19 protein-coding genes are annotated in these 22,502 nt (G+C 54.1%); 8 read left to right on the top strand and 11 right to left on the bottom strand.

Going from position 1 to position 22,502, the window contains the following annotated elements; all coding sequences use genetic code 11:
- On the top strand, nt 1-1,353 hold the full coding sequence (locus VFO10_RS20815) for a condensation domain-containing protein (protein ID WP_325143810.1): 1,353 nt from the start codon (nt 1-3) through the stop codon (nt 1,351-1,353).
- Here VFO10_RS20815 and VFO10_RS20810 read toward each other — a convergent pair.
- Together VFO10_RS20810 and VFO10_RS20805 are read right to left on the bottom strand one after the other, a co-directional pair.
- Nucleotides 1,305-3,416: a hypothetical protein gene (locus tag VFO10_RS20810; protein WP_325143808.1), complete on the bottom strand. Its 2,112-nt coding sequence runs from the start codon at nt 3,414-3,416 to the stop codon at nt 1,305-1,307. The two genes, VFO10_RS20815 and VFO10_RS20810, sit on opposite strands and share 49 nt — an antisense overlap.
- A gap of 285 nt (nt 3,417-3,701) precedes the next feature.
- Nucleotides 3,702-4,910 carry an SDR family oxidoreductase gene (locus tag VFO10_RS20805; protein WP_325143806.1) on the bottom strand — a complete coding sequence of 403 codons (1,209 nt, stop codon included), beginning with the start codon at nt 4,908-4,910 and terminating at the stop codon, nt 3,702-3,704.
- Nucleotides 4,911-5,163: 253 nt separating this feature from the next.
- On the opposite strand from VFO10_RS20805, the gene mscL reads away from it, so the two are divergent.
- Nucleotides 5,164-5,655 (top strand): large-conductance mechanosensitive channel protein MscL, encoded by a 492-nt coding sequence (gene mscL, locus VFO10_RS20800; RefSeq protein ID WP_325143804.1) that lies wholly within the window; start codon nt 5,164-5,166, stop codon nt 5,653-5,655.
- A gap of 16 nt (nt 5,656-5,671) precedes the next feature.
- Here mscL and VFO10_RS20795 read toward each other — a convergent pair whose 3' ends face one another.
- The 3 genes from VFO10_RS20795 to VFO10_RS20785 all read right to left on the bottom strand — a co-directional run bounded on the left by VFO10_RS20795 (nt 5,672) and on the right by VFO10_RS20785 (nt 10,246).
- Nucleotides 5,672-7,780, bottom strand: a complete 2,109-nt coding sequence (locus VFO10_RS20795) for an adenylate/guanylate cyclase domain-containing protein (RefSeq protein WP_325143802.1) — start codon at nt 7,778-7,780, stop codon at nt 5,672-5,674.
- A gap of 113 nt (nt 7,781-7,893) precedes the next feature.
- Nucleotides 7,894-9,786 (bottom strand): TonB-dependent receptor plug domain-containing protein, encoded by a 1,893-nt coding sequence (locus VFO10_RS20790; protein ID WP_325143800.1) that lies wholly within the window; start codon nt 9,784-9,786, stop codon nt 7,894-7,896.
- A gap of 106 nt (nt 9,787-9,892) precedes the next feature.
- Complete coding sequence (locus VFO10_RS20785) at nt 9,893-10,246, bottom strand: hypothetical protein (RefSeq protein WP_325143798.1); 354 nt, start codon at nt 10,244-10,246, stop codon at nt 9,893-9,895.
- A gap of 226 nt (nt 10,247-10,472) precedes the next feature.
- Here VFO10_RS20785 and VFO10_RS20780 point away from each other — a divergent pair, with 226 nt between their 5' ends.
- On the top strand, nt 10,473-11,066 hold the full coding sequence (locus VFO10_RS20780; protein ID WP_325143795.1) for a hypothetical protein: 594 nt from the start codon (nt 10,473-10,475) through the stop codon (nt 11,064-11,066).
- 85 nt (nt 11,067-11,151) lie between these two features.
- Complete coding sequence (locus tag VFO10_RS20775; protein WP_325143793.1) at nt 11,152-12,117, top strand: 1-phosphofructokinase family hexose kinase; 966 nt, start codon at nt 11,152-11,154, stop codon at nt 12,115-12,117.
- Nucleotides 12,118-12,119: 2 nt separating this feature from the next.
- Here VFO10_RS20775 and VFO10_RS20770 read toward each other — a convergent pair whose 3' ends face one another.
- Nucleotides 12,120-13,097: a hypothetical protein gene (locus VFO10_RS20770; protein WP_325143791.1), complete on the bottom strand. Its 978-nt coding sequence runs from the start codon at nt 13,095-13,097 to the stop codon at nt 12,120-12,122.
- A gap of 183 nt (nt 13,098-13,280) precedes the next feature.
- Between VFO10_RS20770 and VFO10_RS20765 the strand changes: the two genes are divergently transcribed.
- Complete coding sequence (locus VFO10_RS20765; protein ID WP_325143789.1) at nt 13,281-14,909, top strand: methyl-accepting chemotaxis protein; 1,629 nt, start codon at nt 13,281-13,283, stop codon at nt 14,907-14,909.
- On the opposite strand, the gene VFO10_RS20760 is transcribed toward VFO10_RS20765, so the two are convergent.
- The 3 genes from VFO10_RS20760 to VFO10_RS20750 all read right to left on the bottom strand — a co-directional run bounded on the left by VFO10_RS20760 (nt 14,906) and on the right by VFO10_RS20750 (nt 17,040).
- Entirely contained in the window at nt 14,906-15,193 is a 288-nt protein-coding gene (locus VFO10_RS20760; protein ID WP_325143786.1) for a hypothetical protein, read from the bottom strand. The genes VFO10_RS20765 and VFO10_RS20760 overlap by 4 nt on opposite strands.
- Nucleotides 15,194-15,411: 218 nt before the next feature.
- Entirely contained in the window at nt 15,412-15,753 is a 342-nt protein-coding gene (gene arsC / locus VFO10_RS20755; protein ID WP_349259380.1) for an arsenate reductase (glutaredoxin), read from the bottom strand.
- A 3-nt stretch (nt 15,754-15,756) separates the two neighbouring features.
- Nucleotides 15,757-17,040, bottom strand: a complete 1,284-nt coding sequence (locus tag VFO10_RS20750) for a putative Na+/H+ antiporter (RefSeq protein WP_325143784.1) — start codon at nt 17,038-17,040, stop codon at nt 15,757-15,759.
- Nucleotides 17,041-17,247: 207 nt separating this feature from the next.
- Between VFO10_RS20750 and VFO10_RS20745 the strand changes: the two genes are divergently transcribed.
- The 3 genes from VFO10_RS20745 to VFO10_RS20735 all read left to right on the top strand — a co-directional run bounded on the left by VFO10_RS20745 (nt 17,248) and on the right by VFO10_RS20735 (nt 20,787).
- Nucleotides 17,248-18,240 carry a phosphatidylinositol-specific phospholipase C domain-containing protein gene (locus VFO10_RS20745; protein ID WP_325143782.1) on the top strand — a complete coding sequence of 331 codons (993 nt, stop codon included), beginning with the start codon at nt 17,248-17,250 and terminating at the stop codon, nt 18,238-18,240.
- Nucleotides 18,241-18,836: 596 nt separating this feature from the next.
- On the top strand, nt 18,837-20,135 hold the full coding sequence (locus VFO10_RS20740; RefSeq protein WP_325143781.1) for a CCA tRNA nucleotidyltransferase: 1,299 nt from the start codon (nt 18,837-18,839) through the stop codon (nt 20,133-20,135).
- A gap of 130 nt (nt 20,136-20,265) precedes the next feature.
- Nucleotides 20,266-20,787: an RICIN domain-containing protein gene (locus tag VFO10_RS20735; RefSeq protein WP_325143778.1), complete on the top strand. Its 522-nt coding sequence runs from the start codon at nt 20,266-20,268 to the stop codon at nt 20,785-20,787.
- On the opposite strand, the gene VFO10_RS20730 is transcribed toward VFO10_RS20735, so the two are convergent.
- Both VFO10_RS20730 and VFO10_RS20725 read right to left on the bottom strand, forming a co-directional pair.
- Entirely contained in the window at nt 20,784-20,948 is a 165-nt protein-coding gene (locus VFO10_RS20730; protein WP_325143777.1) for a hypothetical protein, read from the bottom strand. The two genes, VFO10_RS20735 and VFO10_RS20730, sit on opposite strands and share 4 nt — an antisense overlap.
- A 1-nt stretch (nt 20,949) precedes the next feature.
- Entirely contained in the window at nt 20,950-22,500 is a 1,551-nt protein-coding gene (locus tag VFO10_RS20725) for a sodium-dependent transporter (RefSeq protein WP_325143775.1), read from the bottom strand.
- Nucleotides 22,501-22,502: the final 2 nt, after the last annotated feature.

Genomic DNA, 22,502 nt, shown 5'->3' with positions numbered 1-22,502 from the left:
ATGCAAACTTCAAATGTTCAGCTTAATCAGCGTCCGTTTTCCACAGGGGAAATTTTTTGGGCGAAAATGTGTGAGCGGGCGTCAAATACCTTCGTTTTCTATTGCCGCTTGCGTGGTCAGGTCGATGCCGACCAATTGAAAGATGCTGTGAACACCGCGGCTCATGTCTTTCCCATTCTTGGCGCGAAGGTGCTTCAAGACAACGGTCAGTTTATCCTGGAAACGGGCCATATATCCCGACATAAAGTGCGTGTCATAAGAAGGGAGGATGGCAATCACTGGCATCGACTCATGGACGAGGAACTGAGTCGGCGCATTCCTATGAATGCTGACAGCTTGTGGGATGCCGCAATTCTTTCAGGGCCTGATTATGCCGAACTGATTCTGAGCTTCAACCACCTGATAGGCGACGGCCTTTCGGCTGTACTCCTGATAGAAGAGGTGCTGTCCGTCTATAGCGGTGCGAAACCGTCCGCCCGTCAGCCGATTCGTGAATCCATGGAGAGTCTGTTCAAGCAGGAAAGCGGCATGTTCAGACAGCTGAAATATATCGTTCAGAACGTCAATGACCTGGTCCGCACAGCTCGCAAAAAGGTCTACTGGCTTCCTGCAGGAACGGAACCTTCAGGAAACGGCACGGGGGCCACTGTCTTCAAAACACTCAGTTTTACCCAGCTTGAATCGGAAGCCATACGTCAAGGCGCCAGTAAGCACAATACCACCGTCTATGGCGCGATCTGTGCGGCGCTTTCCCTTGCGATCCATGCTGAAGCGAAAGCCCAAGGGCCGCTTGCTCTTGGAATATCCTCATCCGTCAGTCTTCGTGCGGAACTCCGCGAGGACGTAAGTCGTGACTTCGGTTTTTATGCCACCAACCTTGATGTCCTGGCAGACGTCAGCGCGGATAGCGATTTCTGGGAGCTTGCGCGCGTCTATTCCCGTTCTGTGAAGCAGCAGATTGAGATGGGCAAGCCGCAGTTCGGCCTTGCCTTGCTGCGGATGGTCCTTAAGAAATATACGGACGTCGATGAGCTAAGGCAGCTGATGGTGAAACAGGCGCAATCGACTGCTATGGTCACGAATATGGGACGCATCAAACTCAAGCCCCAGCATGGTGATGTCACGATAGAAGAGATATTCGGACTGCCGAGCAGTCACCTTCTGCCTCGCTCACTTCTGGTCATTGCCGCACTATCCTTTCAGGATATTTTACGCCTGACTTTCAGCTATCCCATTCCTTTCACGGATGCGAAGGTCGCAGAAAGGTTGATTGCGGATGTCATGCGGCGCTTGCGCGAGCTGAATCATCGGAGGGTTCCGCTCGACCAGGCAGCAGCCCCGGCAGGCGTGTAAACCACCAGATTCCCGTCGTCCTGCAGAACGAGCCGGCTTCCCGCCGAGGTGGTGCCGGTGTTCCACTTAAAGCCTCCATTAGGTCCATAGATCGCAAAATTTCCATCTGTTTGCATGGTGGCAAAGCCAGCTGGACCGCTCGTTCCTGTATTCCACAAAAATTTGCCATCGGCCGTGTAAAGGGCAAGATTGCCATCAGTCTGATAGGACAAATAATAGCGGCCATTGCTGGATTGCAGTCTTTCGCCTGGTTTGAGTGTGTCCCCAGCACTCAGATGGTTGGTGTAGATACTTGTATTGCTGGCCCAGACCTCCTGACCATCCGGGGTAAGGACAAGCAGATTGCCATTGTCCCGCAGGATAAGGCGACTGCCAGCAGTTGTGGTTCCAGTATTCCACTGAAAGCGACCATCCGCGGTATAAATGGCAAAGTTGCCATCAGCCTGCATGCTCGCGTAACCGGCCGGGCCGCTGGTTCCCGTATTCCACAGGAATTTTCCGGCTGCCGTATACAACGCGAGGTTGCCGTCAGTCTGATAAGACACATAATAAAGCCCATTGCTCGATTGCAATCTGTCACCAGGTTTGAGGGTGTCGCCCGCATTCAAATGGTCAGTAAAGGTTGTGGGCTGAGGCAGACCGCTGGAGTCAAGCGAGATTGTGGACAGGACAAGGTTCGTGTCCACCGTATGGACTTGGAATTCGCCAGTGGACGCATCGCCTGTGATCCAGGTGGCCTTGCCGTCCAGGATGAAGGGACGATCGGCTCCACTGGGATTCAAGCGTGCGTTGAGGTTGACAGGGCCGGTCAGGATTTGTCCCTGCTCATTGATGATCATGCCTTTTGTCGCCGCGTGACTCAGCGCGAGTCCGCTGTAATTCCACTCTTCCCAAAGAGCCACGTAGCGGCCGTTGGCCAAAGCCACCAGCTTCGGCCGTTCGGCGCTCACACCGGCGGGAAGATGGGTGAGCCAGATAATTCCTGTCTGGGTGAACGTGCGTCCAGGATCACCCGGACGTGAGAAGGTCTGGGTGGGACCATTGCTGTCGACAACGTTGCGGGTGATGTTGATTTTTTGCGGAACACTGTTTTGGATGATGGTGTTGCCATATGTGGTGCTGCCGTCCCAGCTGCCTTCACGAACGCTTTCAAAATTGCGGGTCACATGGACAAATCCGAGATTGCGTGGTTCGTTAACGGGTTGTTCAAAGCCGTTCCGTGTTGCCGAGGGATTGCTCGTCTCGCTCGTAAAGAGCGAGAGATATCCTTGTGCTCCAGGCAAAAGGTCCCCTAACGATGTGAATGAGAAATTTTGATTATTCGCTGTTTCGGACTGCCGGACATAGATATAGGTTCCTTGCAGGTTTTCCTCGGCGCCTATGAATTCAGCGCCATTGGCGTTTGGTCTGATTTTCCGCACGGCAATGCCGGCTCCGGGCATATACCAACCGGCATCGCCCAAATCCGTGAATACGAAATCCTGACCATCAAAGACCAGGCGTTGATCGAACGAGTGACGCCAACTGGTTTCCGATTGGGCTTTATAGCCCTCACCATTGGCGCCGACGACAAAGAACTGAGCCCGCTGATGTCGAAACCCATTGGCATCGACCTCGGTGTTTCCCGTCAAAGCCACGATGACTTTACCCGCTCCATAGGCTAAAGCGCCCGTGCCTGCCCCCAAAGGCGAGTAAATTGCCTTGGACGTGGCGTCTCCCAGATAGCCCGGAGTATTCAAATCCTTTTCCCAGATCACGTTGCCCTTGTTATCCAGCTTCGTCATCACCAGAACATTGGGACGAAACATGTTGGGATTCTTGTCGTCGCCCTTTTCCTCATTGACCGCGGAGGCGATATAGAAGTTTGATCCATCACTCGTCATACCGACGAGACGTTGAAGAGGCAGTTGCTTTTCCCAGGCTTTCGAATAGCTGTTTCCGCTAAGGGTAAAATGGATGATTTTTGAGCTGGCCAGGCTATTGCCTTCATAGAGCTGTGCCGCGAGGGTGAGGGAGTCGCTGCTGGTTGAAGCCATAAACTGGGGGCTGTAGCCGGAATACATGAACTGTTCCGAACGCGCTGACTTCGTTTCGAAGGGGACGGGCGCACTCAATGCTCTGGGACTATGAGTCCCCATAACGTTGACTAAGAGCCCCGCCAATAAACTGAGGAATAATGAGGATGGTTTCATAAGACTTGTCGCACCTCCTATGCAGATGACTAGCATTCTGCATAGGTACCTTTCGTTGAACGCAGAAGGCAAGATCCAAATTAAATGTGCGACCGAGAGTTGTGACAAGTTAAGGGGGTGAACAGCCATGCATATTTTTCTGCTGCTCGACCTGTTTCAAAAGAAAACCACCTTCAGCCGATTGCCCAGACTCCGATGGATCCCTTCCAGCTGTTTCACTTTACGGAAGGGTTTGGACATCCGGTCCACGGACATCACCACGGGCTGGAGCTTTTTCAGAAGTTTGGAGTCGGGTACGCTGGTGTTTTGAAAGTAAAGGCAGAGGAGGTCGGCATCCACCGTCCTTTGATGGGCAGCTTCGGGAACGAGGGCCAGCATGCGCGATTTATCAAAGCGGATGTTATCGTTGTTGAAGCGCTTGTAGATGGAAAGTACCTGGTCGAGGCTATGATCAATGGTGCTCATGGGGCGGGAATCCAGTATGGATTCGACGCCGTAAACGCGCCGAAGGGCTTCGCTGAGGTCGGTGCTTTTCACGGCTGTGCCTGTTGCATGAACGATGTTCATCGGTTCCAATTCGCCAGCCTTACCTGTTAGAGCGCTGGCGCAGGCCACCACATGGTCGATCGGTACGACGTCGAGCGTGGTGTCGGAACAGGCTTCCAGATGCACCTGACGGACGCCGAGCTGCTGCAGTTTTTCATAAAGATGCGCATAGGCGTAAATGCCAAAGGACTGACCGTTGTAGAATCCATTCTGCGAATGTCCGACCACGACCGAGGGACGGAAGATGGTCAAGGGCAGACCCACAACCTTTTGGGCATTCGAAAGAGCCATCTCTGCAGCCCACTTGGACATCTGATAGGGGTTCACGTGCTCGGGTTCGAAGTGAAGGTTCTCGGCATGAATCTGACGACCGTTGCCCGAGGTATAAGCCGTGGATACATAGAAAAAGCGCTGACACTGAGGGGCGAGGTCCGCCACCAGATGATAAAGCCCCGTGGCCATACCCACGTTGCCATTGAAGGTCGCCACGGATTTGCGGAAGGAAAAGCTCATCTCGGCCGCACTGTGCCAGACGATATCAACCCGCTTCAAAACCTCGCGGTGCTTCTCGTGGGCGCGCAGCTGGGCATAATCATAGGGCAGCACCTCGACGTTCTGTAAAAGCTGCTCCAACTTCTCCGACGCGTCCCCTGGAAAGAAACCCAGATAGCTTTCCTTGATCTTGGCCCGGGTCCTTTGCCCCTCAGGATCTTTGCGCGAAAGCGCCACGATACGGCAGCCCTGCCGCAAAAGCACGGCCGCGAGGGTACTTCCTACAAATCCCGTAACGCCTGTCAGGAGAATAGTGGCATTCTGCATGTTAAATCCCATTTTTTTCAATGCGAGGTGGAGGGGTGAACCCTAGGTGTCCAGGCTGTGTAATGGACGGCTCTCTGGGACACAAGGTGGACTTGCTTACATTGTAAGTGTCCATTGTCCAACAGTCCCTGAATGCATACAAGCATGCAGCGATCACGCCCGCCTTGGTGAAAATTCCCAAAGATCACAAAGGGCTGGGCAATTCAATGGGCAAGGTATATAAGGCCATTTAAACCAGCGGAGGCTCTCCAGTATGTGGAACGAATTCAAGACATTCATCATGCGCGGTAATGTGCTCGATCTGGCTATCGGTATCGTGATAGGCGCGGCGTTTGGCAAGATCGTATCCTCTCTTGTCGCGGATGTGCTGCTGCCACCTATTGGACTGTTGGCAGGGCGTATGGATTTTTCCAACCTCTTCATCACCCTTTCGGGGCAGTCCTATCCAACGCTGGCCGCGGCCAAGGCTGCCGGTGCGCCGACCCTCAACTACGGGATTTTTCTAAACACACTGATTGATTTTCTGATCATCTCCTTCGCCGTTTTCCTGGTCGTCAAGGCGGCGAACGCAGTGCGACGCAAAGAGGCGGACAAGCCTGCAGCACCGGCTGAGCCGACAACGTCCGAGAAATTGCTGATGGAAATGCGTGATCTTATGAAGAGCATGGCGGAGAAAGAAAGCGCAATACCCCTGAGTCCCGAGAAAAAACTTACGTCACCGCAGCAGGAGCTTCTTCATAGCTGACGATAAAGGTCGGCGTTCAGCCGACCTGCCGGAAATATTCATCCCACTCAATTGTCTGATAGTCCTTGATTTCATACAAGCGCACCGGCTCATCCAGGCCTTTCAGGGTGAAAATTCCGGCCTCGCTCACTATGCGACTGTCGAGATATTTTTTGATCGGGCTGCTGATATAAATGGCGTTCGGGGCCGCGATGGCTTCGATACGGGAGGCGACATTCACGGCGGAACCGATCACGGTATAATCCGATCGCTGCTGACCTCCGAAGCTGCCAAAAACCGCCGGACCGCGATGAACACCGATGCGCATCGCAAAACTGTAGTTGTATTCTTTGAGCCAAAACGTGTTCAACTCCTCCAGTTTCAACTGCATTCGGACTGCGCATCGCAATGCGTGCCGAACCTGTTCATCCGCCGCGATGCGGTTGGGAACGCCGAAGACAGCCATGATCCCATCACCGATGAACTTATCCACCATCCCGCCTTCGCTGAAGACGATCTCGGTCATGGCCACGAAGTACTGATTCAAAATAAGACCGATGGTTTCCGCTCCCAGCATTTCCGTCGCTCGGGTGAAAGCACATAGATCAGCGAAAATCACCGTCACATCCACGGCAATGGGCGCTTCGAACAGCGTGATCTTCCCCTGCGCGACTTTTTCCGCAATGCCGGGTGGAAGGAAACGCTGCAGGACCTGCTCCCGCAGATAGTTGTTCCAGTTCTGCTGCAGCTCGTGGGCCTTGCCCAGCTCGGCCTTCTGAACCTCCAGGAGCTGATTTTTTTCCTGAAGCTGGGCCGTTTGGATGGCCACCTCTTCCTTCAATTGCGTGGACAGTCGTTTGGCGGTGCGGAACGCATGCGTGAAATTCCGTGCCACGACCAGGGACTGAAGGAGCGTGAAGAGTATCATCGCATACTGGCCAATATAGGGCGGATTCAGCATTTCAAGGAAAACCATCGTATCATGCCCGATCCCAATGACCAAAACCCAGACGCCCAGAATGGCAAAACCCGATCCTTTGGCCCCTTCACGAAGGGCCATGATCTGCTTCACGAGCATGTAGCCACCAAGCACCGAGAACATGACGGCGCTGATGATCACAGCCAGCACCGGCGCCATGTCCGCAGCCAGGGTCATGAGCATATACGCAAACACACTGATAAGAGCCACGATATGCATGCGCTTGGAAAAATACTGGGGGAAGGCATAGCGGAGAAAGCTTAGATAGCAGGCAAAACCAAGCGGAAAAGCCCAGCCCACGGCATAAATGGTGAAGTAATAGACCCAGCCCGGAGGATGCTCCACGAGCTGGCTGATCATCGACTCCGTCGCGATAAAGCGCAGACTGTTGATCAGCGTCAGCACCGCGATTGTCAGACTGGGAATATCCGAAGGCCGCAGCAGGAAAAGGCAGAGGTTGAAAATCACCATCATCGTGAAAAGACCGAGTATCCAGCAGGCCTGGGCCCAATCATACTGCATACGGATCCGCAAAGTCTCCGTCGGTCCCAGAAGGGGCGCATCTATATAGGACCCCACCATCACGTATTCTGAATAGTGAAGCAGAAGATAAAGATCACTCCCATCGCTCGGAAAATCAAGGACCCCGAGGGTCTTCCCATAGACAGGCTCGTCCTCGCTCTTCGTTCGACCAGGTTTCCCTTTTCCGCCTAGATCCCGATAAATTCCATGCTGAGGCTGCCACACCGAAAGCCTGTGGGTTCCGAAAAATTGCGATGTGAGGATCGCCAGTTCCCCGGCGTTGGCCTTGAGTCCTTTGACCTGCAGCACATACGTGCCATAGCCGTGTTTTTCGCCGATCTCGCGCATCTCCAGCCAGTTTTTGCCGTGACTCGTCACCAGCATGGAGGGGGCCTTGTCAAGATAACCGTCACGCAGGTCCGCTTCCGTTACGAACTGCTTCCAGTAAAAGCGCCATTCCCCTTCAAGGCGCAGCCGATCCTGGGACGCAGTGGTCCAACTCGCAAGGTCGATGCTGCCTTGCACAACAGCCGGGCCGGCCCAGAGCATTTGGGGGATAATGAGCAGCAGGCTTGTTAAAAAACGCAAACACATAAGTATGCGTTTCGGAAAACCGATGCCCTGAGTGAGTCGAAGGGAGTGCACTTATCACAAACCCTATCAAGCTCACTCAAGGGCATGATTTATCAAGGGAAATTTAAGGCTCACGACGACCATGACTTAAAAGTAAGGACAGTCATGCGCGATGAGCCATGCGATCAGAAGCTGTACGCGGCACTGCCGAGGACATTACGCGCTGCCGTGTTGTATCCGGCCACTTCCTGATACCAGCTGTTCAAAACATTATTCACCTTCAGCGAATAGCGGGCCGGACCCTGACTCAGGGTCAAAGCCGTATCCACGACCCGGAAACCTTCGGTGCCATCGACGTAAGGCCGTGCCCGGCTGCGTGTTTGGCCGCGGATCGCCGTCATCCAGCTGAAGCCGTTTTCTTTCCATGTGACATTTCCGCTCCAGGTTTCATCCGGACGGGAGGGAAGGGGTTTGTTGCTTTCCCTATCCAGCGTGGAAATATGCGTGAACTGAGCCGCGGTGCTCAGGTTCGACGTAATGTCCCAGTCCACCGTGGTTTCGATGCCTTTGATAAGGCTGCGGCTGATATTGTAATAGCGACTGCTGGCCGAATCGAAGTCGATCAGGTTACTCGTATCGCTTTGAAAACCAGTCACTGAGGCTGTCAAACCCGATCCCAGATTCTGTTCAATCCCGCCGTCCAGCGAAACCACAGCTTCGGGCTGTAGTTCCGCGTTGCCATAGATAGGCACACGCAATTGATAAAGCGAAGGTGTCTTGAATCCACGGCCATAGTTCAGACGCAGAGTCGTCCATTCGGGAACCAGAATCCAGTTGAATGCGGCCTGCCCGACCGTGGTTTCACCAAAGACCTCATTTTTAAGGGTGCGAACACCCCACTGCCCATGCAGGCGATCCCATAGCCCCCACTGATACTGAAGGGCATAGGACAGTTCCTTCAGAGTTTCCTTGGGCAATTTTTCGTCGACGTTAAAGCCTTGATAGCTGGCCTGGTTTTGGACTTCAGCGCTATCGTGCAGCCACTGGGCCGAGGCCACAAGGGTGTGCGCGGGCGCGAGATGGATGAGCTGACTGAAGTCCACAGTGCGGCGTTCGCCTTCAAAGCGCGAACGATCCCAGGTTTGGTCCCGGTTTGGATTGAAGAGGTCTGGATCATCGAAATAACGTCGATCGCTCTGCGCGATTCCTGCGGCGAGGCGTGTTTCGTACTGATCACCCAAGCGCAGTTTCTGGGTGATTTGTGACAAAACGTCCTGGCGCTTCACCTGGGAATTCGGATCATCTTCATTCGCGCCGGCATCGAAGTCCGCGACCGATTGAAATCCCTTCACCAGAAAATCTGCGCTGTAAAACCCGCCCCCTTCATACTGAAGACGCAGGCTTGCGTCTTTGCGCTCAAAGGCATCCCGTTCGCCATCGTCACGCGACCCGGCATGGGAAAAGCCCCCGGTCCGTGTACCTGAGACCACTGCGGTGTAACCCAATTCTCCCGCCTGGCCGGCAACTCGCGCGTGGGCTCCGTAGGTGTCATAGCTTCCCGCTTCCAGGCCTGCGCTGCCGCCGACTCCAGCTTCGGGCCTGCGCGTGATGATGTGGATCACGCCGCTCAGGCCCGATCCGCCATAGGCCACGCTATGCGGTCCCTTGACGATTTCGATCCGTTCCACATCGTGCAGCGGGAGATCCCCGATATCAGAATTTTTTTCGATGGTCGTGACATCGGCGAGTTCGACCCCATCGAGCATGATCATGGTGTGACCGCCCTTGTCCCCACGAATCAGTATCTCGGTGTTGGAACCGGCCCCCCCGTTGCGACGCATGGAAATGCCGGGCAATCCGCGCAGAATATCACTGACCGTCTGCGCGCCGCTGTTTTCAAAATCCTCGCGCTGAAGAACGATCACTGAAGCACCCAGTTCACGACCCGGCAGGGGATTGCGGGTGGCTGTCACGACAATATGTTCAGCTTGGGATGATTCAGAAGCCGCGTCCGTCTGGGCGCGGGCGGGTATGGATATGGCAACTGCCAGTAATGAAAGTGCAAGGTCCTTACGCATGGGCTTGTCCTCATGGGTTGTGAGGACATCCTTTTAGTCCAGAGCGGAGGGAAAGACCAGGGTCAATTGATTTTTCTGGATCTGACCTGGCCGTGCAAGCCCGCTGTCAATTCGCTTCCTTGCCAACTGAGGTGGCAGCCAGAGTTTTCTCCTGGAGCTGAACCCAGGCCTGCAGGAATGTGATGAATTCCGCGTAGACTTTTGGCGTAGGGTCGTCCTTGAAGTCCTGAGTATGATGAGCAAGCTGTTTAAGGAGCTGTTTGTGAAGGGTTTGGCGGGATTTAAAATCCACCGAACGCATGTTGCTGAGGAAAACTTCCTCCTGCTCAAAAACTTTCTCCGCATAGGTGTTGAGTTCATTCAGCGTGATGAGTATTGCGGAACGGGTTGCCGGTTCTTGCACCTGTTCCTGCAGCTTTTCAACCAGCTCATGGAGCCTTCCGGTATCGGTCCAGGACATGACTCTGTCTCCTTTGCTTGACACAAGCCTTTTCGGTCAGCCCTGAAATGCCTTGAGGACGAGGGTTTGGCGTTTTTCGAGACGATGTCCGTCAGGACCACTTGCTGTTTTACCAAACAGATCCTATGTTCCATTGGTCATTGTTGAAATAAGGCCCTCAGCTCACCCCTTTTCGGGCAAGCCAAATGGCTTCGGATTTTGTATGATATTCGCGGAGGGGACACCTATGCGGGAACTGTTACAAAAAATCCTCGCGATTGCGGGTCTGGTAGGGTGCGGCGAAAAAGCTGATACCGCCAAAATTGCCGATTTGGATATAAATCCTGCAAATTTGCCTATCAGGTCGGAATGTTTGGGCCTCGATGCCACAAAGAATCGCAGTATTCCGGTCGACTGGGATGATCAGACTCCTCTCCGCGTCTGTCTCGTCCAGCAAACCGATGGAGCTTTGGGTTTCGATATTCGTCTCAGGACCGATACGCCTGCCCTGCGTCGCCAGGCCTTGAATGTCGAAGTTCAGGGCGTCACTGGCCGTACGGCTTCCGGCGTCTTTCCCCTGGTCTGGAACCCCTTCACAGGCATTTACGAACTGCAGTTGAGCCAAGGCTGTTTGATCGGAAGTCCTGGCGGCTGTGCTGTGACTGCACCGGAAGCGATGCGTCAGCTTTTTACGGCCTTGCCTCAGGCAGAAGACAGCTGGCATCCCGATGTGCGGATGACGCTGTCTTTGGTTCAGACCGATGGCAAGACTCATCCGGAAAATCCCCGCTTTCACTTCCAATGGAATACCGGAGTGGAGCCGCAGAAGACGGCGAATTGATGAGGCCTCCGGTTCCTGACTCGCGTTTCCTAAGGCACGTTCGTTGCAGCCCTCCCCATGAATTCATTTCGGAGGGCCCTAACTCATGATCCTGACCATCACACCCAATCCAGCCTTGGACCTTTCTGGCGAAGTCGATGACATCATCCCCAATGAAAAGAATTATGTGCGGCACGAAAAGCGCTATCCCGGTGGCAATGGTATCAACGCGGCGCGTGTGATCGCAGCCCTTTCGGTTCCTGTCATGGCGACTGGATTCTTAGGAGGCGCTGTCGGCGGGGAAATTGCCGCTCTTTTGAAAGAGGAAGGCGTCAGTTGCCGCTTCGTCGATATCAAGGAATCCACCCGCATCAACATCACAGTGACCAATCATAAGACCTCCAAGCAAACCCGTTTCAGCTTTGCCGGCCCCCATATCGAAAGGGCTGATATGAAAAAGCTGCTGGACCTTATGCAAAGCGATTCCTGCATCACGATGCTGAATCTGGGCGGCAGTTTCCCTCCTGGATTTTCCATGGACGATGTCCGCAGTCTTTTCGAATGGGCGAATGCTCGCGACGTCGGAGTGGTGGCGGACGTTCCCAGCGAGCACATGCGGGAACTCCTGGAACTGAAGCCCATGCTGATCAAACCGAATCTGAAAGAGTTCAATGAGTTTGTCGGTCAGAAACTGGAAACCATCGACGAGGTGCGCGCGGCAGCCCAGGGCCTGCATCCATATGTGCCCTTGGTCTGCGTGTCTTCCGTGGAGGGCGGTGCGCTGCTGGTCACGCCCCAGGGAAGCTGCCATGCGAAAGGCCCCAAGGTGGACGCGAAAAGCAGCGTAGGCGCCGGCGATTCCATGGTCGGGGCGATGATGGCGAGACTATTTCAATTGGGGATCAAAACGCGAAAAGCGGCATCTGCAATCACCGCCGAGGCCATGGAGCAAACCCTTGCCTGGGGACAGGCCGCGGCCCTTGCGACCGTGATCACGCCGGGAACTCAATTAGGCGAGGCTCAAGGGATTGAATCCTTCGTCGCGCAGATTGAACTGAAACGTTGGCCGTAAGATCAGAGGAGCACAGGCACGATTTCGAATTCCACAGCGACCCCCACATCAGGAACGAAAAGGGCTCCAAACTTCGTCAGAGTCCGGCCATTACCCTGAATGCGGATGGCGCCCTTGGAGCCCGGGACAATCGTGTAGCTCTGGGCTTCCATGGATTTGGTGCAGGCCCACAGCACAAAGCGGCTGCCGGTCCCGAAGTTTTCCAGGTCCACGCAGCTGTCGTTGCAATGCTCGACCGCATAGTTCTCGGTATCGCAGGTCATGGGTTTGGGATTCGGAACGTGAATCCTGAGGCCGTTTTCAAAACGGGTGAAGCGAAAGTTCAAAGCCTCTGAGCAGCCATCGATCATCACGGGATCGACGATAGGCTTTTTATTCGCAGCATCCCAGCCCCACACGGGATTGCCGTCCGCACAGAAAAAGGTGCCTTTGATTCGCATTTTATAGGCTCCGGTCAGCATCGCCTGGGACCCCGTGATAAGACCGGATGGCAGAAAATCCATCAACTCCACGCGCACGCGCATGGGATTGGACGTCGCCTGGCTGCGCGCCTGCAGAAAAAGATTGGCATGCAAAGCGAAAGGGGGAACCCTGGTGGCCCAGGCCCAGCGCGGATGCTGATTCAGGGTCTGAATAGCAAGCGGCTTCTGATTGCCCGCGATTTCCCATGCGCCGCTTTCCACGACGACAGTATGCTTTTCTTTGACTCGATTGAAATTCGCATCTTCAAAGACCTGGCAGCCGACCGGCAGTTCGCTGGGATCAAGACCCTGGACCTCGGGGGCCAGCTGGGGATCCACAAAGCAACCAAGGTAGGCGCCGCCGACCGCTGTCGGCTCCAAGGCTATGGCATCATCGGTATCATCGCTTACAGGCGCGGCATCTCCTTCCTTACGGGAACCGTCTTTGTCAGCAAAGGTCGAACCTTTGCATCCCAAAAACATAAAGCATAAAAAGAGAAGGCCTGTTGCGACTCTCATCGGATTCTCCCATCAATAAACCGGACCTTCCCTTATCGGTATTCTGCTGCGGCAAACTGCATAATTCGCCGTAAAAGCATGAATTCATATCTAAAATATAGGTATAAATCCGCTTAAGGTTTACCGCAGTCCTTCCGAACATTCTTATTATTGAACGCAACAACCCTCTGAGTGGGCGACTTCGTGAAAAATCTTTCCATGCGTGCCCGACTGCTCCTGTCACTGGTTCCGACCATTCTGTGTGCGATTTTGGTTTCCATTCAAACCTACTACGCTTCACGGCAGGAAAACCCCGAGCTTGAAGCCGCCCTGCGCATGGTGGAAATTACCAGTCAGCAGGAGATGGCCATGGTCGAGATGTCCGAGGCGCTCCGCGGCTATCTGCTCGACCCCACCCGCGCTGGTGAATTCACCCGCAAGAAAGAGGCGGACGCACGTTACGTTAGATTGAGTGACGAGCTGCGCGATCTTACCCAGGACAGCAAGGCGATTCAGGAATTAAACAAAGTCATGGCCGAGTTCGATGTCACGACGCTCGACGAGCGGGAAAATCAGGTCGCATCCATGGTCCAGAATAAGGATCCAGGTGCCCTCGCCTTTTACTACAACCAATATGCTGAAGCCCGCAGGTTTCAGGTTGAAAACTTCCTGAAGCTCAAAGAACTGGTGCGGGACCATTCCAATCAGGCGATTCGAAAGCTCAAGGATCGAACCTATTACAGTGGACTTATGTCCATCGCAGCGCTCTGGAGCGGTCTTTTGATAGGTTTAGGCATGACAGCCGCAGTCGCGTTTCAGGTGACGCGCCGCACGGAAAAGCTCTTTGGTTTGATCCATCAGGTTTCCGATACCGTGGCCCATTCCTCGCGGTCTATTCATGTAAAAGCCGGTGAGCTTTCGGATGCCGTTCAAAGGCAGTCGGCGGCGATTCAGGAGACCGCCGCGTCGGTCAATGAAATCAGTGCGATGATCAAGACCAACAGCGAAAGCGCTCTGGATTCCCGCCACCATTCCCATGTCGCCCGTGAGCACGCGGAACGAGGTCTGAAAGCTTTTTATGATCTTTTAAAGTCGATTGAAGTTGTCAAAAGCAGCCAGGAATCCATTTTTTCCGAAGTGGAGAAAAGCCATCAGGGCATTTCGGAAATCAATGGCATAATCAATCAAATCGACGAAAAAACGCATGTTATCAATGATATCGTCTTTCAGACCAAGCTCCTGTCGTTCAACGCATCGGTGGAAGCTGCGCGGGCGGGTGAGCATGGCCAGGGTTTTGCGGTCGTGGCGGAAGAAGTGGGGAACCTTGCCCGCATGAGTGGTGTCGCGGCTCAGGAAATCACAGGGCTTCTGAGTCAGAGCACCTCGCGGGTGAGCGGCATTATCAAAGAAACCCGGGAAAGCGTGGGCGAAACGATTGAAAAGGCCGCGACTCTGCTCGATTCCTGTATCCATAGCATCCGTATTTTCGAAACGGTCCTGACTGAAATCACGCAGGATGTGAATCATGTCGACCTTAAAGTCGACGCCATTTCGATCGCTTCCCGCGAACAGGATAACGCTGTTACCGAAATCTCGAAGGTCATGCAGAACCTTGATAGGGATACGCAAAAAAGCGCGTTGATTGCTCATCATTCCGCGGTCAGCGCCCAGGATCTGAGTGCCCAGTCCGAGGAACTGGAAAGACTGGTGATTCAGATGACTAAGCTTTTACGCGGAGACAAGGCCGCTCGAAAAGGAACGCGACCTGCTGTGATCGAGCAGGACGGATCCTTTGAAAACGATGATCATGAAACGGACGTCAAGGCCGCTTAGAATCGCCAGGAAAGGCGCCATCCGGCACCCAGACTGCCATCCATCGTGGGCACAGCGGCCAGTGAAGTATGAAGGCCCTTGGTTTCCGCCCTGGATGTGCCGGGACATTCACGCAGAGCGATTTCCGTCACCCCCAGTCCAAAGCCCAAAAGCCCTCCAATAGCTGCACCGCTCGACAGGGTTTGTTCCGTATCATCACGATCGTCCTTATCCTGCGACAGAAGATAAAGGCCGGAAAGCACGGATCCCGTCAGGACTCCGTACATCGTGTCTTTGAAAATCACGCTGCCTCCAACGGATTCGCAGCCAAAAGGGGCTGCGGATGCCCGGGGTGTGAAAGACAACCCAAGACCCGCAAGGCATAGAACCAAGGCATAACGCATAAGTATCCTTTACAGAAAGCAGAGGGGGTTCAACGACCACGCCAACCCATGTTTTCCCAACCGAAGAAGACAAAATAGGCTAAGAGTTATTGCAGGTCAGATCGTTTTAGGATGTCCTTTCAGAACAGCTCACGCACCTTTTCAGGCGGACGGGCAAGGACGGCTTTGGATCCCTGCACGACGATGGGCCGCTCCATAAGCTCAGGATGCTGGACCAGGGCCTGGATCACGGCCTTGTCATCGTCCAGGTTCAAGGCCAGCGCTTCCAAATCTGCGTCTTTGGTTCGCAAAATATCGCGTGGTCTGAGCTTTAAAAGTTTCAGCAGATCCTTCAGCTCCGAAGCGCTCGGCGGCGTCTTCAAATATTCAATGACCTCCGGTTCAAGCCCCTGCTTCTGGATCAGGCTCAGGGCTTCCCGGCTTTTGCTGCAACGTGGGTTATGATAGATCTTTATGGACAGCTCCTAAAGAAGAAAAAGAGCGGCGGCCAGCAAGGTATAAGGCAACGCGGCCAGAAATAGGTTCAAAGGACTGATGCCGTCCTTACCGAAGGCATCCCGCAAAAGCCCATAGCCTGCGGGGTTTGGGGCATTGGCGATAACCGTCAGTCCGCCCCCACCCACGGCACCGGCGACCAGCGCATACTTCGCAGCATCGCTGAGATTGGGAACCAGGGTTCCAAGAAAAGTCAGCGCCGCGTTATCCGTCACGGCCGTTAGAGCCAGCGCGCCCCAGAACAGCGGGGCTTCGCCAAGACCGGAAAGAAGCGGCTGGAGCCACCATTCCTGCAATTTTCCGAGGGTCACAAGTCCACCCAGGAAAAATCCCACGAGAAGGCTTTCTTTCAAACGCAGTTCGTCCTGATATTCACGAGCGACTGAGCACCAGCCCAGAAAGAAAAGGAAAAGCGGCACGAAAAACGCCATATAATGCGAGGTGAAGACCGTGAGCGCAAGAAACCAGATATGCACGAAGATAACCCAGGCGGGCACTTGCGCGACCAGCGTGCTGGTCCGTGAATCAGTATTCAGTATGTCCTTACGGAAATAAAACGCGGTCGCGGCCGTTCCCAGCACCACAGCCAATGCCGAACGCCAACCGAAATTTTGTAGCATGAAAAGCGTATCCCAGTTCCAAGCGCCCGCCACCATCAGTACCGGCGGGGCCGCGAAGTGGGTCAGAGTCCCGCCGATCGAGATATTCACGAAGAGCAGGCCCAGAGTCGCATACTTGAAGGGCATCGAGGTTTGATCCGTGAAGAATTGATCACGCAGCAGAAGCGCGGTCACGGTCATGGCTGCCGGTTCGGTGATCAAGGATCCCAGGAGCGGGCCCACGATCAGGCAGGCCACATAAAGAGCCAAAGGGCGCGCCAATGGCAGAAGGCGCGAGAGAGCGGTAATCGCTTTGTCCGCCATATAAAGAACGGGGCGCGTGGCCGACATGCACATGATGACGAAGACGAAGACCGGCTCTGTATAGTTGATGCTTTCCAGATAGAGCGCGGCTTCTTTCGTGCCGAATTGAAAGGACCAGACCGCGACCAGTAACGCAGCCCAAAAGCCAAACACCACTTCGACTTCACCCAGAAAGTGAAGCAGATTTTCGGCCATGGAACCTTCCGGATAACGATGGGCGAGGCTCAGAATCTTTTTGGTGCAGAACGTGTGGATCACGGCACAGGCGAAAAGGATAGTCGCTACATACTTCATTTCCAGCATCAGCTTACGCACTCCGACTTGAAACACCGATCCCGAACCCTAACGCCTTCGCATCCTATAGAAAATTCAAGCCATCGTCCAGGCTTACACAGGATTGGCCAGGATCCGGATTAAGATTTCTTCATGGGCTCTGCGGGAAATCTTCACAAAGCCGCTTGTCAATATTTCCGATTTTCCCTAACGTCACCTTCAGAATTGACCTGAAATATCAACCCTTTGTTAAAGAGTCTAACCATGATGTTAGTCACTCGTATCTTCGTGCGCCTTTTTTCTGGGTTCACACCGGCTTTGCTATTGGCTCCCGCAGTCTCATGGGCCGCGGTCCCTTCCGATCTGCGATTGAATCACATTCAAATCAAGGGCACCCATAACAGTTACCATCAGCAGCCCCTGATCGCTTTTCACAAAAGTCATAAGTATACCCATCTGCCCCTGACCGAGCAGCTGGAAAAGCGTGGCATTCGCGCCTTTGAGCTGGACGTGCACCGGCCGACGTCCGGTTCCGACCTGCAGGTTTATCATATTGCGGCAGTGGATTCGAAAACGACCTGCTCGCGATTCAAAGACTGCCTGACCGAGCTGAAAAACTGGTCGGACCGTAATCCCCAGCACGTCACCATCTTCGTCTGGATCGAGGTGAAGGACAGTACGGGTGGACCGAAGTTCGCGGATTTCAACCGCGTGGATGAGGAGATTCGCGAGATACTGGGTGATCGACTGATCACGCCGGATGACCTTCAGGGAGCGCATGAAACGCTGCAGGCCGCCATTCAAAAGGATGGCTGGCCGACGGTGGATGCCGCGCGGGGGCGCTTTATCTTTATGCTCGATAACGATGATCGCACGCCAGCGGTCTACTTGAATAATGACAGTCTACGAGGCCGGGTCATGCTGCCTCGGGCGAGTGAGTCCACACTGGATAAGCCCTGGGCCGTAGTGACGAAGACCGATCCCGGCAGTTTCCATGATGCGGCCCTTGCGAAGAATTTCATGATTTCCGTGAATGTCTGTTCTCCGGAAAACAACGCGGCCGACTGCCAAAGCCGTCTGCAGAAGTCTCTTGATGCGGGCACCAATATCCTTTTGGATGATTTCGAAGGTGATGCGCCCAAGCAGAGTTTGAATGGCTATTACGTGAAGCTGCGGGATCAGCTGACGGCGAATTGCAACCCGGTGACCTCCGAACTAGGGTGCGTGGCGGATTCCATCGACCAGGCTGGGCGGTGAATTCCGATTGGGTCACTTCCCTCCTCTGTTTTTGTATGTTTTTCTGATTATAATTTAGGCAAAAGGCTCCCTTGGCGATGTCCTGGGGAGTTTTTTGCTCCTGCCTCCGTCCTTTTCGCTTTATGATGGTTCTGTCCCCCTCTTTTTCAAGTCTCTTGGTTTTTCTGTTTATTTTGTGAGCAGATTCCTGTCTTGTGATGACCTCTGCTTTATTTTTGTGCAGATTTCCTGGGAGCCCCCTCTCCTGAACCGTTCTGAGTGATCTTTAAACCCCCTTCTATTCGTTAACCACCTGAAATCATTGCGTAATACGCGATCTAAAATCCATCCAATATACAGGTGTATTTTGATCGCCTGGAAGGGGGGATTTTCCAAAATCCTGCAGTCTGATTAAAATGCGTGCATTTATGATTACGCTGTATTCAACAACGCAAACAATAATGGTGTTGCTGAATAAAATTAATAACGTAACACTGAAATTGTTGTGTTGATGAATGGTGTGGCTTCGCTTTGACGCATTTTTGCACAAAAAGTCCCTTCCTCGGGGCCGCTCGGCCGGGCACAATCGAAAAACAGGAACGGGAGGGCCCAGCGGCATGGATGATAGCGCAAAAAATAAACAGAAAAACCCGGGGCAGGGGGCTGCTCAGGAATCGAAGGATCCAGACGGCCGCCATATCCTGGCCCTGCGGGTCATCAAAACACTGGAGGAGGCTGGTTATCAGGCCCGCCTCGCGGGCGGCTGCGTAAGGGACAGGCTGCTTGGGATTCATCCAAAGGATTATGATGTCGCCACCACCGCCTTGCCCGAGGAAATCTGCACAGTTTTTAAACAGAAAAGCATCAAGGTCGTGCCCACCGGGATGGATCATGGAACGATCACCGTCGTAATCGCCGGACAGGGCATGGAGGTTACGAGCCTGAGACGCGATGTCTCAACCGATGGAAGGCGCGCCACGGTTGCGTTTGGAAGCAGTTTCGAGGAGGACGCGGAGCGGCGGGACTTTACCTTCAACGCCATGTTCGAAGACGCGGACGGCCGGATCTACGATTACTTTGGTGGCCAGGAGGACCTGAAAGCCGGCCGGCTTCGTTTTGTAGGCGTGGCCCAGGAAAGAATACGCGAAGATTATCTGAGGATCCTGCGCCTCTTCCGCTTCTGGTCGCGCTTTGGCTTCACGCCCGATGCGGTGACCCTGGAGGCCTGTCGCGCCGAAGGGCAGGGCCTTCTTATCGTAAGCCAGGAGCGGATCACGCACGAGCTTATGGAGACCCTGCAGGGCGATTATATACTGGACCCCCTGAGTGCGATGGCCAGCACCGGAATTCTGAATCTCGTGCTCGGCCTCCAGACCATTCCAGCTCTCGAACTGAAACGCATGGATGCCCTGAAAATAAGCAGAAAAGAGGAGAGGGGACCGGCCCGTCTGGGGATACTCCTGCGCCTTCGGTTTGGTTCAGATGCGAACGCCATCGAAAACCTCATGCAAACTCTGCGTTTGTCACGCAATATTCAGCAAAGAGTCCTGCTCTCTCTCTTTGTTCCCTTGGATAAACTCGGTCACGACCCTGCCATCATCATGGATCACATTGATGCCTGGGAGGCCCAGGGCGCTTCCTTCATGGAGACTCTGCTTCCGCTCTGGCGCGCGCTCTATCCTGAACACAAAAAAATCCTCGATGAAGTCGAAGGTATCGAAGCCCGGCATGGACCGCGTCGGCGATCCAAGGTCCCTGTGGATGGCCAGGCGCTGATGTCCCAATGCGGTGCGAAGCCCGGTCCTGAGCTGGGTCTTCTGCTCGCGGAATTGAAAAGGCGCTGGCGGCTCGGCGAATGGCAAACCCGCGATGAAGGTCTGGAGCTTGCCAGAAAACTTCTGACGAAAGCTCAGTAAGAGCGGGCAAGCACCTTGCCTCACCTTTGTTTTTCAAACAAACAGCCGGTTTTTTCAGGGGCTGGCTAAAATCTTGTCTTCGCATGTCTCCCGTGCTAAGCGAGCAAGGAAACCAGACACGGGAGTTTTTATGTTTAGAAAGATTGGATTCATTCTAGGGTTTGTTCTTTTCTCGAGCCATGCCTCCGCCTTCGTCCTAAGGAGCGGTCAGAACATTCAAAGCTGTCTCGAAATCTATCACGCCCAGACCAATGACTGGCGCTATCTCAGCAACGCCGAACTCTTTGCCTGCAATGGTCTGGAGCATCAGCAGCTCCAGGTGCTGCCCCGCGGTGAAGTGAACGGCAAGCTGAGTTTTGTTCTGCGTATGTTCAACCGTTGCCTGGAAGTCGATCAAACGGCCACGCGTCCGTGGACGGCTTTCGTCAATGTTCAGCTCCAACCCTGTCGTGGCGCCCCTCATCAGCGCTGGTTCCTGGAATCTGTAGGGCCGGACTGGCAAAGAGTGCGCTCGGTCGTGGATGGCCGCTGTCTGGAAGTGGATATGAATCCCAACCATGGCTGGCGCTTTCAAACCAATCTTCAGGTTCGGGAATGTGCGGGCGAACGCCAACAGCTGTGGCGCTTCGATGATTACTATCCCGGGACTTAATCCGCATCCACTGTATCATGGGTGTCGATGAACGGCTGGGTTTGAATATGATCCTCGGACTCCATCGCGGGCAAAGACAAAATGCGGTAAAGGCAAAACGTCAGAAGCCCCAGGACCGAGGTGATGGATATCAGCATAATCAGCCAGCCTGTTGTCGTCATATCAACGTCCTTCCTGCTTCCAGCGGCGGCTCGCTATATGAGCCAGAAGACAAACGAAGACCAGAATCAGCCCGATAAAAAGCACGGACAATAGGGCCACGGGGTTCCGGGAAATGGTTTCGATATAACCCGGAACGTTGTTATAGCAAAAGGCAAGGAAGATAACGCCAAGGAAAACAGGCGACACATACTTCAGGATATACTGGATCAGCCGCGGGACACGAATATGCGAGCCTTTGTGCAGTTCAGCATCGCCCTTTTCGATTCCGAAAACCCAGCCATAGACAAAGACCTGCACCATCCCCAAGACGAAGATGAGCAGCGTACCCACCCAGAAATCAAACATATCCAAAGCCACAAGGCCTTCCGAAAAAAACACCACAAAACCGCAGCCGATGGCCGTGATCAGACCGAGTATCGCAACGGAGGCGTGACGCTTGAGTCCGAAACCCTCTTCCAAAAAAGCAATCACAGGCTGCAGCATGGAAAGGCTGCTGGTGACGGCAGCCAGAAAAAGCATGAAGAACCAAAGGAATCCAAAGAACTGGCCGCCCGGCATCAGGGCAAAGACATTCGGCAGCGCATTGAAGCCGAGCGAGAACGTCCCAAAGCCGCCCGCGGCGACGCCGAGAAAGATGAAAGCTGCAGGAAGGGTGATCAAACCGCCCAGGCAGACTTCAAAAAATTCATTCATGCTGCTGGCCGTAAGGCCGCTCAAGGCCACATCATCGTTCTGCTTCAGATAACTCGCGTAATTCAGAATAACCCCGAATCCCACAGAAAGCGTGAAAAACACCTGTCCCGCGGCCGCCAGCCAGGTCTTGGGATCCTTGAGCGTCTCGAAGTTGGGGTTCCACATGAAACCCAGGCCCCCCAGCACAGACTGTTCCGGTCGACCGGGATCCGGTGTCCCCAGTGTCAGGACCCGGATCAAAACGCAAATGGCCGCGACAGCCATCACGGGAATGGCAATCTTGCAGAATGTTTCAATGCCCTTGCTCACACCGCGGTATACGAGAACGAAGTTGAGAACGAAGGTGAAAACGATAAACCCAAGGATCTGGCTGTGCCCACCGGCATAAAGGAAACCATTGCTTTCCACGCCTACGAACTGATTGAAAAAATTGCTGTAGGCCTCGGGGTTGGCACCCATCATCAGGGCTCCCGAGAGATAGTTGTAGGCATAGCCCAGACACCAGGCCTCGATCACCACGTAATACATATAGATGACAAGAGGTATCATGACGCCCAGCGCACCGGCATAGGGGGCCAACGAATTCTTCCAAATAACCCGGAATATTCCCGGAGCGGAATTAAAGCCCTTGGATCCCCCGTAGCGGCCCATCGTCCATTCCGCCCAGCAGAGCGGGATGCCCAGCAGAAGGATGGATATGAAATAGGGGATCATGAATGCCCCGCCACCATTCTGAGCGGCCTGACCCGGAAACCTTAAAAAATTTCCGAGCCCGACGGCGGAGCCTGCCACTGCTAAAACAACTCCGATCCGCGAGCTCCATTGCTCGGGGGACCGATCCTTGCGTCCTTGCGCCACCC

The organism is Oligoflexus sp. (genome assembly GCF_035712445.1).
Taxonomy (GTDB): domain Bacteria; phylum Bdellovibrionota_B; class Oligoflexia; order Oligoflexales; family Oligoflexaceae; genus Oligoflexus.
Note: the sequence above shows the minus strand (reverse complement) of the source record. Positions and strands in the feature narration are given on the sequence as shown.

Bases quoted from the DNA above. Each gene is read 5' to 3' on its own strand.
- VFO10_RS20815 (WP_325143810.1), top strand. From the start codon at position 1: ATGCAAACTTCAAATGTTCAGCTTAATCAGCGTCCGTTTTCCACAGGG.
- VFO10_RS20810 (WP_325143808.1), bottom strand. From the start codon at position 3,416: ATGTATTCCGGCTACAGCCCCCAGTTTATGGCTTCAACCAGCAGCGAC.
- VFO10_RS20805 (WP_325143806.1), bottom strand. From the start codon at position 4,910: ATGCAGAATGCCACTATTCTCCTGACAGGCGTTACGGGATTTGTAGGA.
- mscL (WP_325143804.1), top strand. From the start codon at position 5,164: ATGTGGAACGAATTCAAGACATTCATCATGCGCGGTAATGTGCTCGAT.
- VFO10_RS20790 (WP_325143800.1), bottom strand. From the start codon at position 9,786: ATGCGTAAGGACCTTGCACTTTCATTACTGGCAGTTGCCATATCCATA.
- VFO10_RS20785 (WP_325143798.1), bottom strand. From the start codon at position 10,246: ATGTCCTGGACCGATACCGGAAGGCTCCATGAGCTGGTTGAAAAGCTG.
- VFO10_RS20780 (WP_325143795.1), top strand. From the start codon at position 10,473: ATGCGGGAACTGTTACAAAAAATCCTCGCGATTGCGGGTCTGGTAGGG.
- VFO10_RS20775 (WP_325143793.1), top strand. From the start codon at position 11,152: ATGATCCTGACCATCACACCCAATCCAGCCTTGGACCTTTCTGGCGAA.
- VFO10_RS20770 (WP_325143791.1), bottom strand. From the start codon at position 13,097: ATGAGAGTCGCAACAGGCCTTCTCTTTTTATGCTTTATGTTTTTGGGA.
- VFO10_RS20745 (WP_325143782.1), top strand. From the start codon at position 17,248: ATGATGTTAGTCACTCGTATCTTCGTGCGCCTTTTTTCTGGGTTCACA.
- VFO10_RS20740 (WP_325143781.1), top strand. From the start codon at position 18,837: ATGGATGATAGCGCAAAAAATAAACAGAAAAACCCGGGGCAGGGGGCT.
- VFO10_RS20735 (WP_325143778.1), top strand. From the start codon at position 20,266: ATGTTTAGAAAGATTGGATTCATTCTAGGGTTTGTTCTTTTCTCGAGC.
- VFO10_RS20730 (WP_325143777.1), bottom strand. From the start codon at position 20,948: ATGACGACAACAGGCTGGCTGATTATGCTGATATCCATCACCTCGGTC.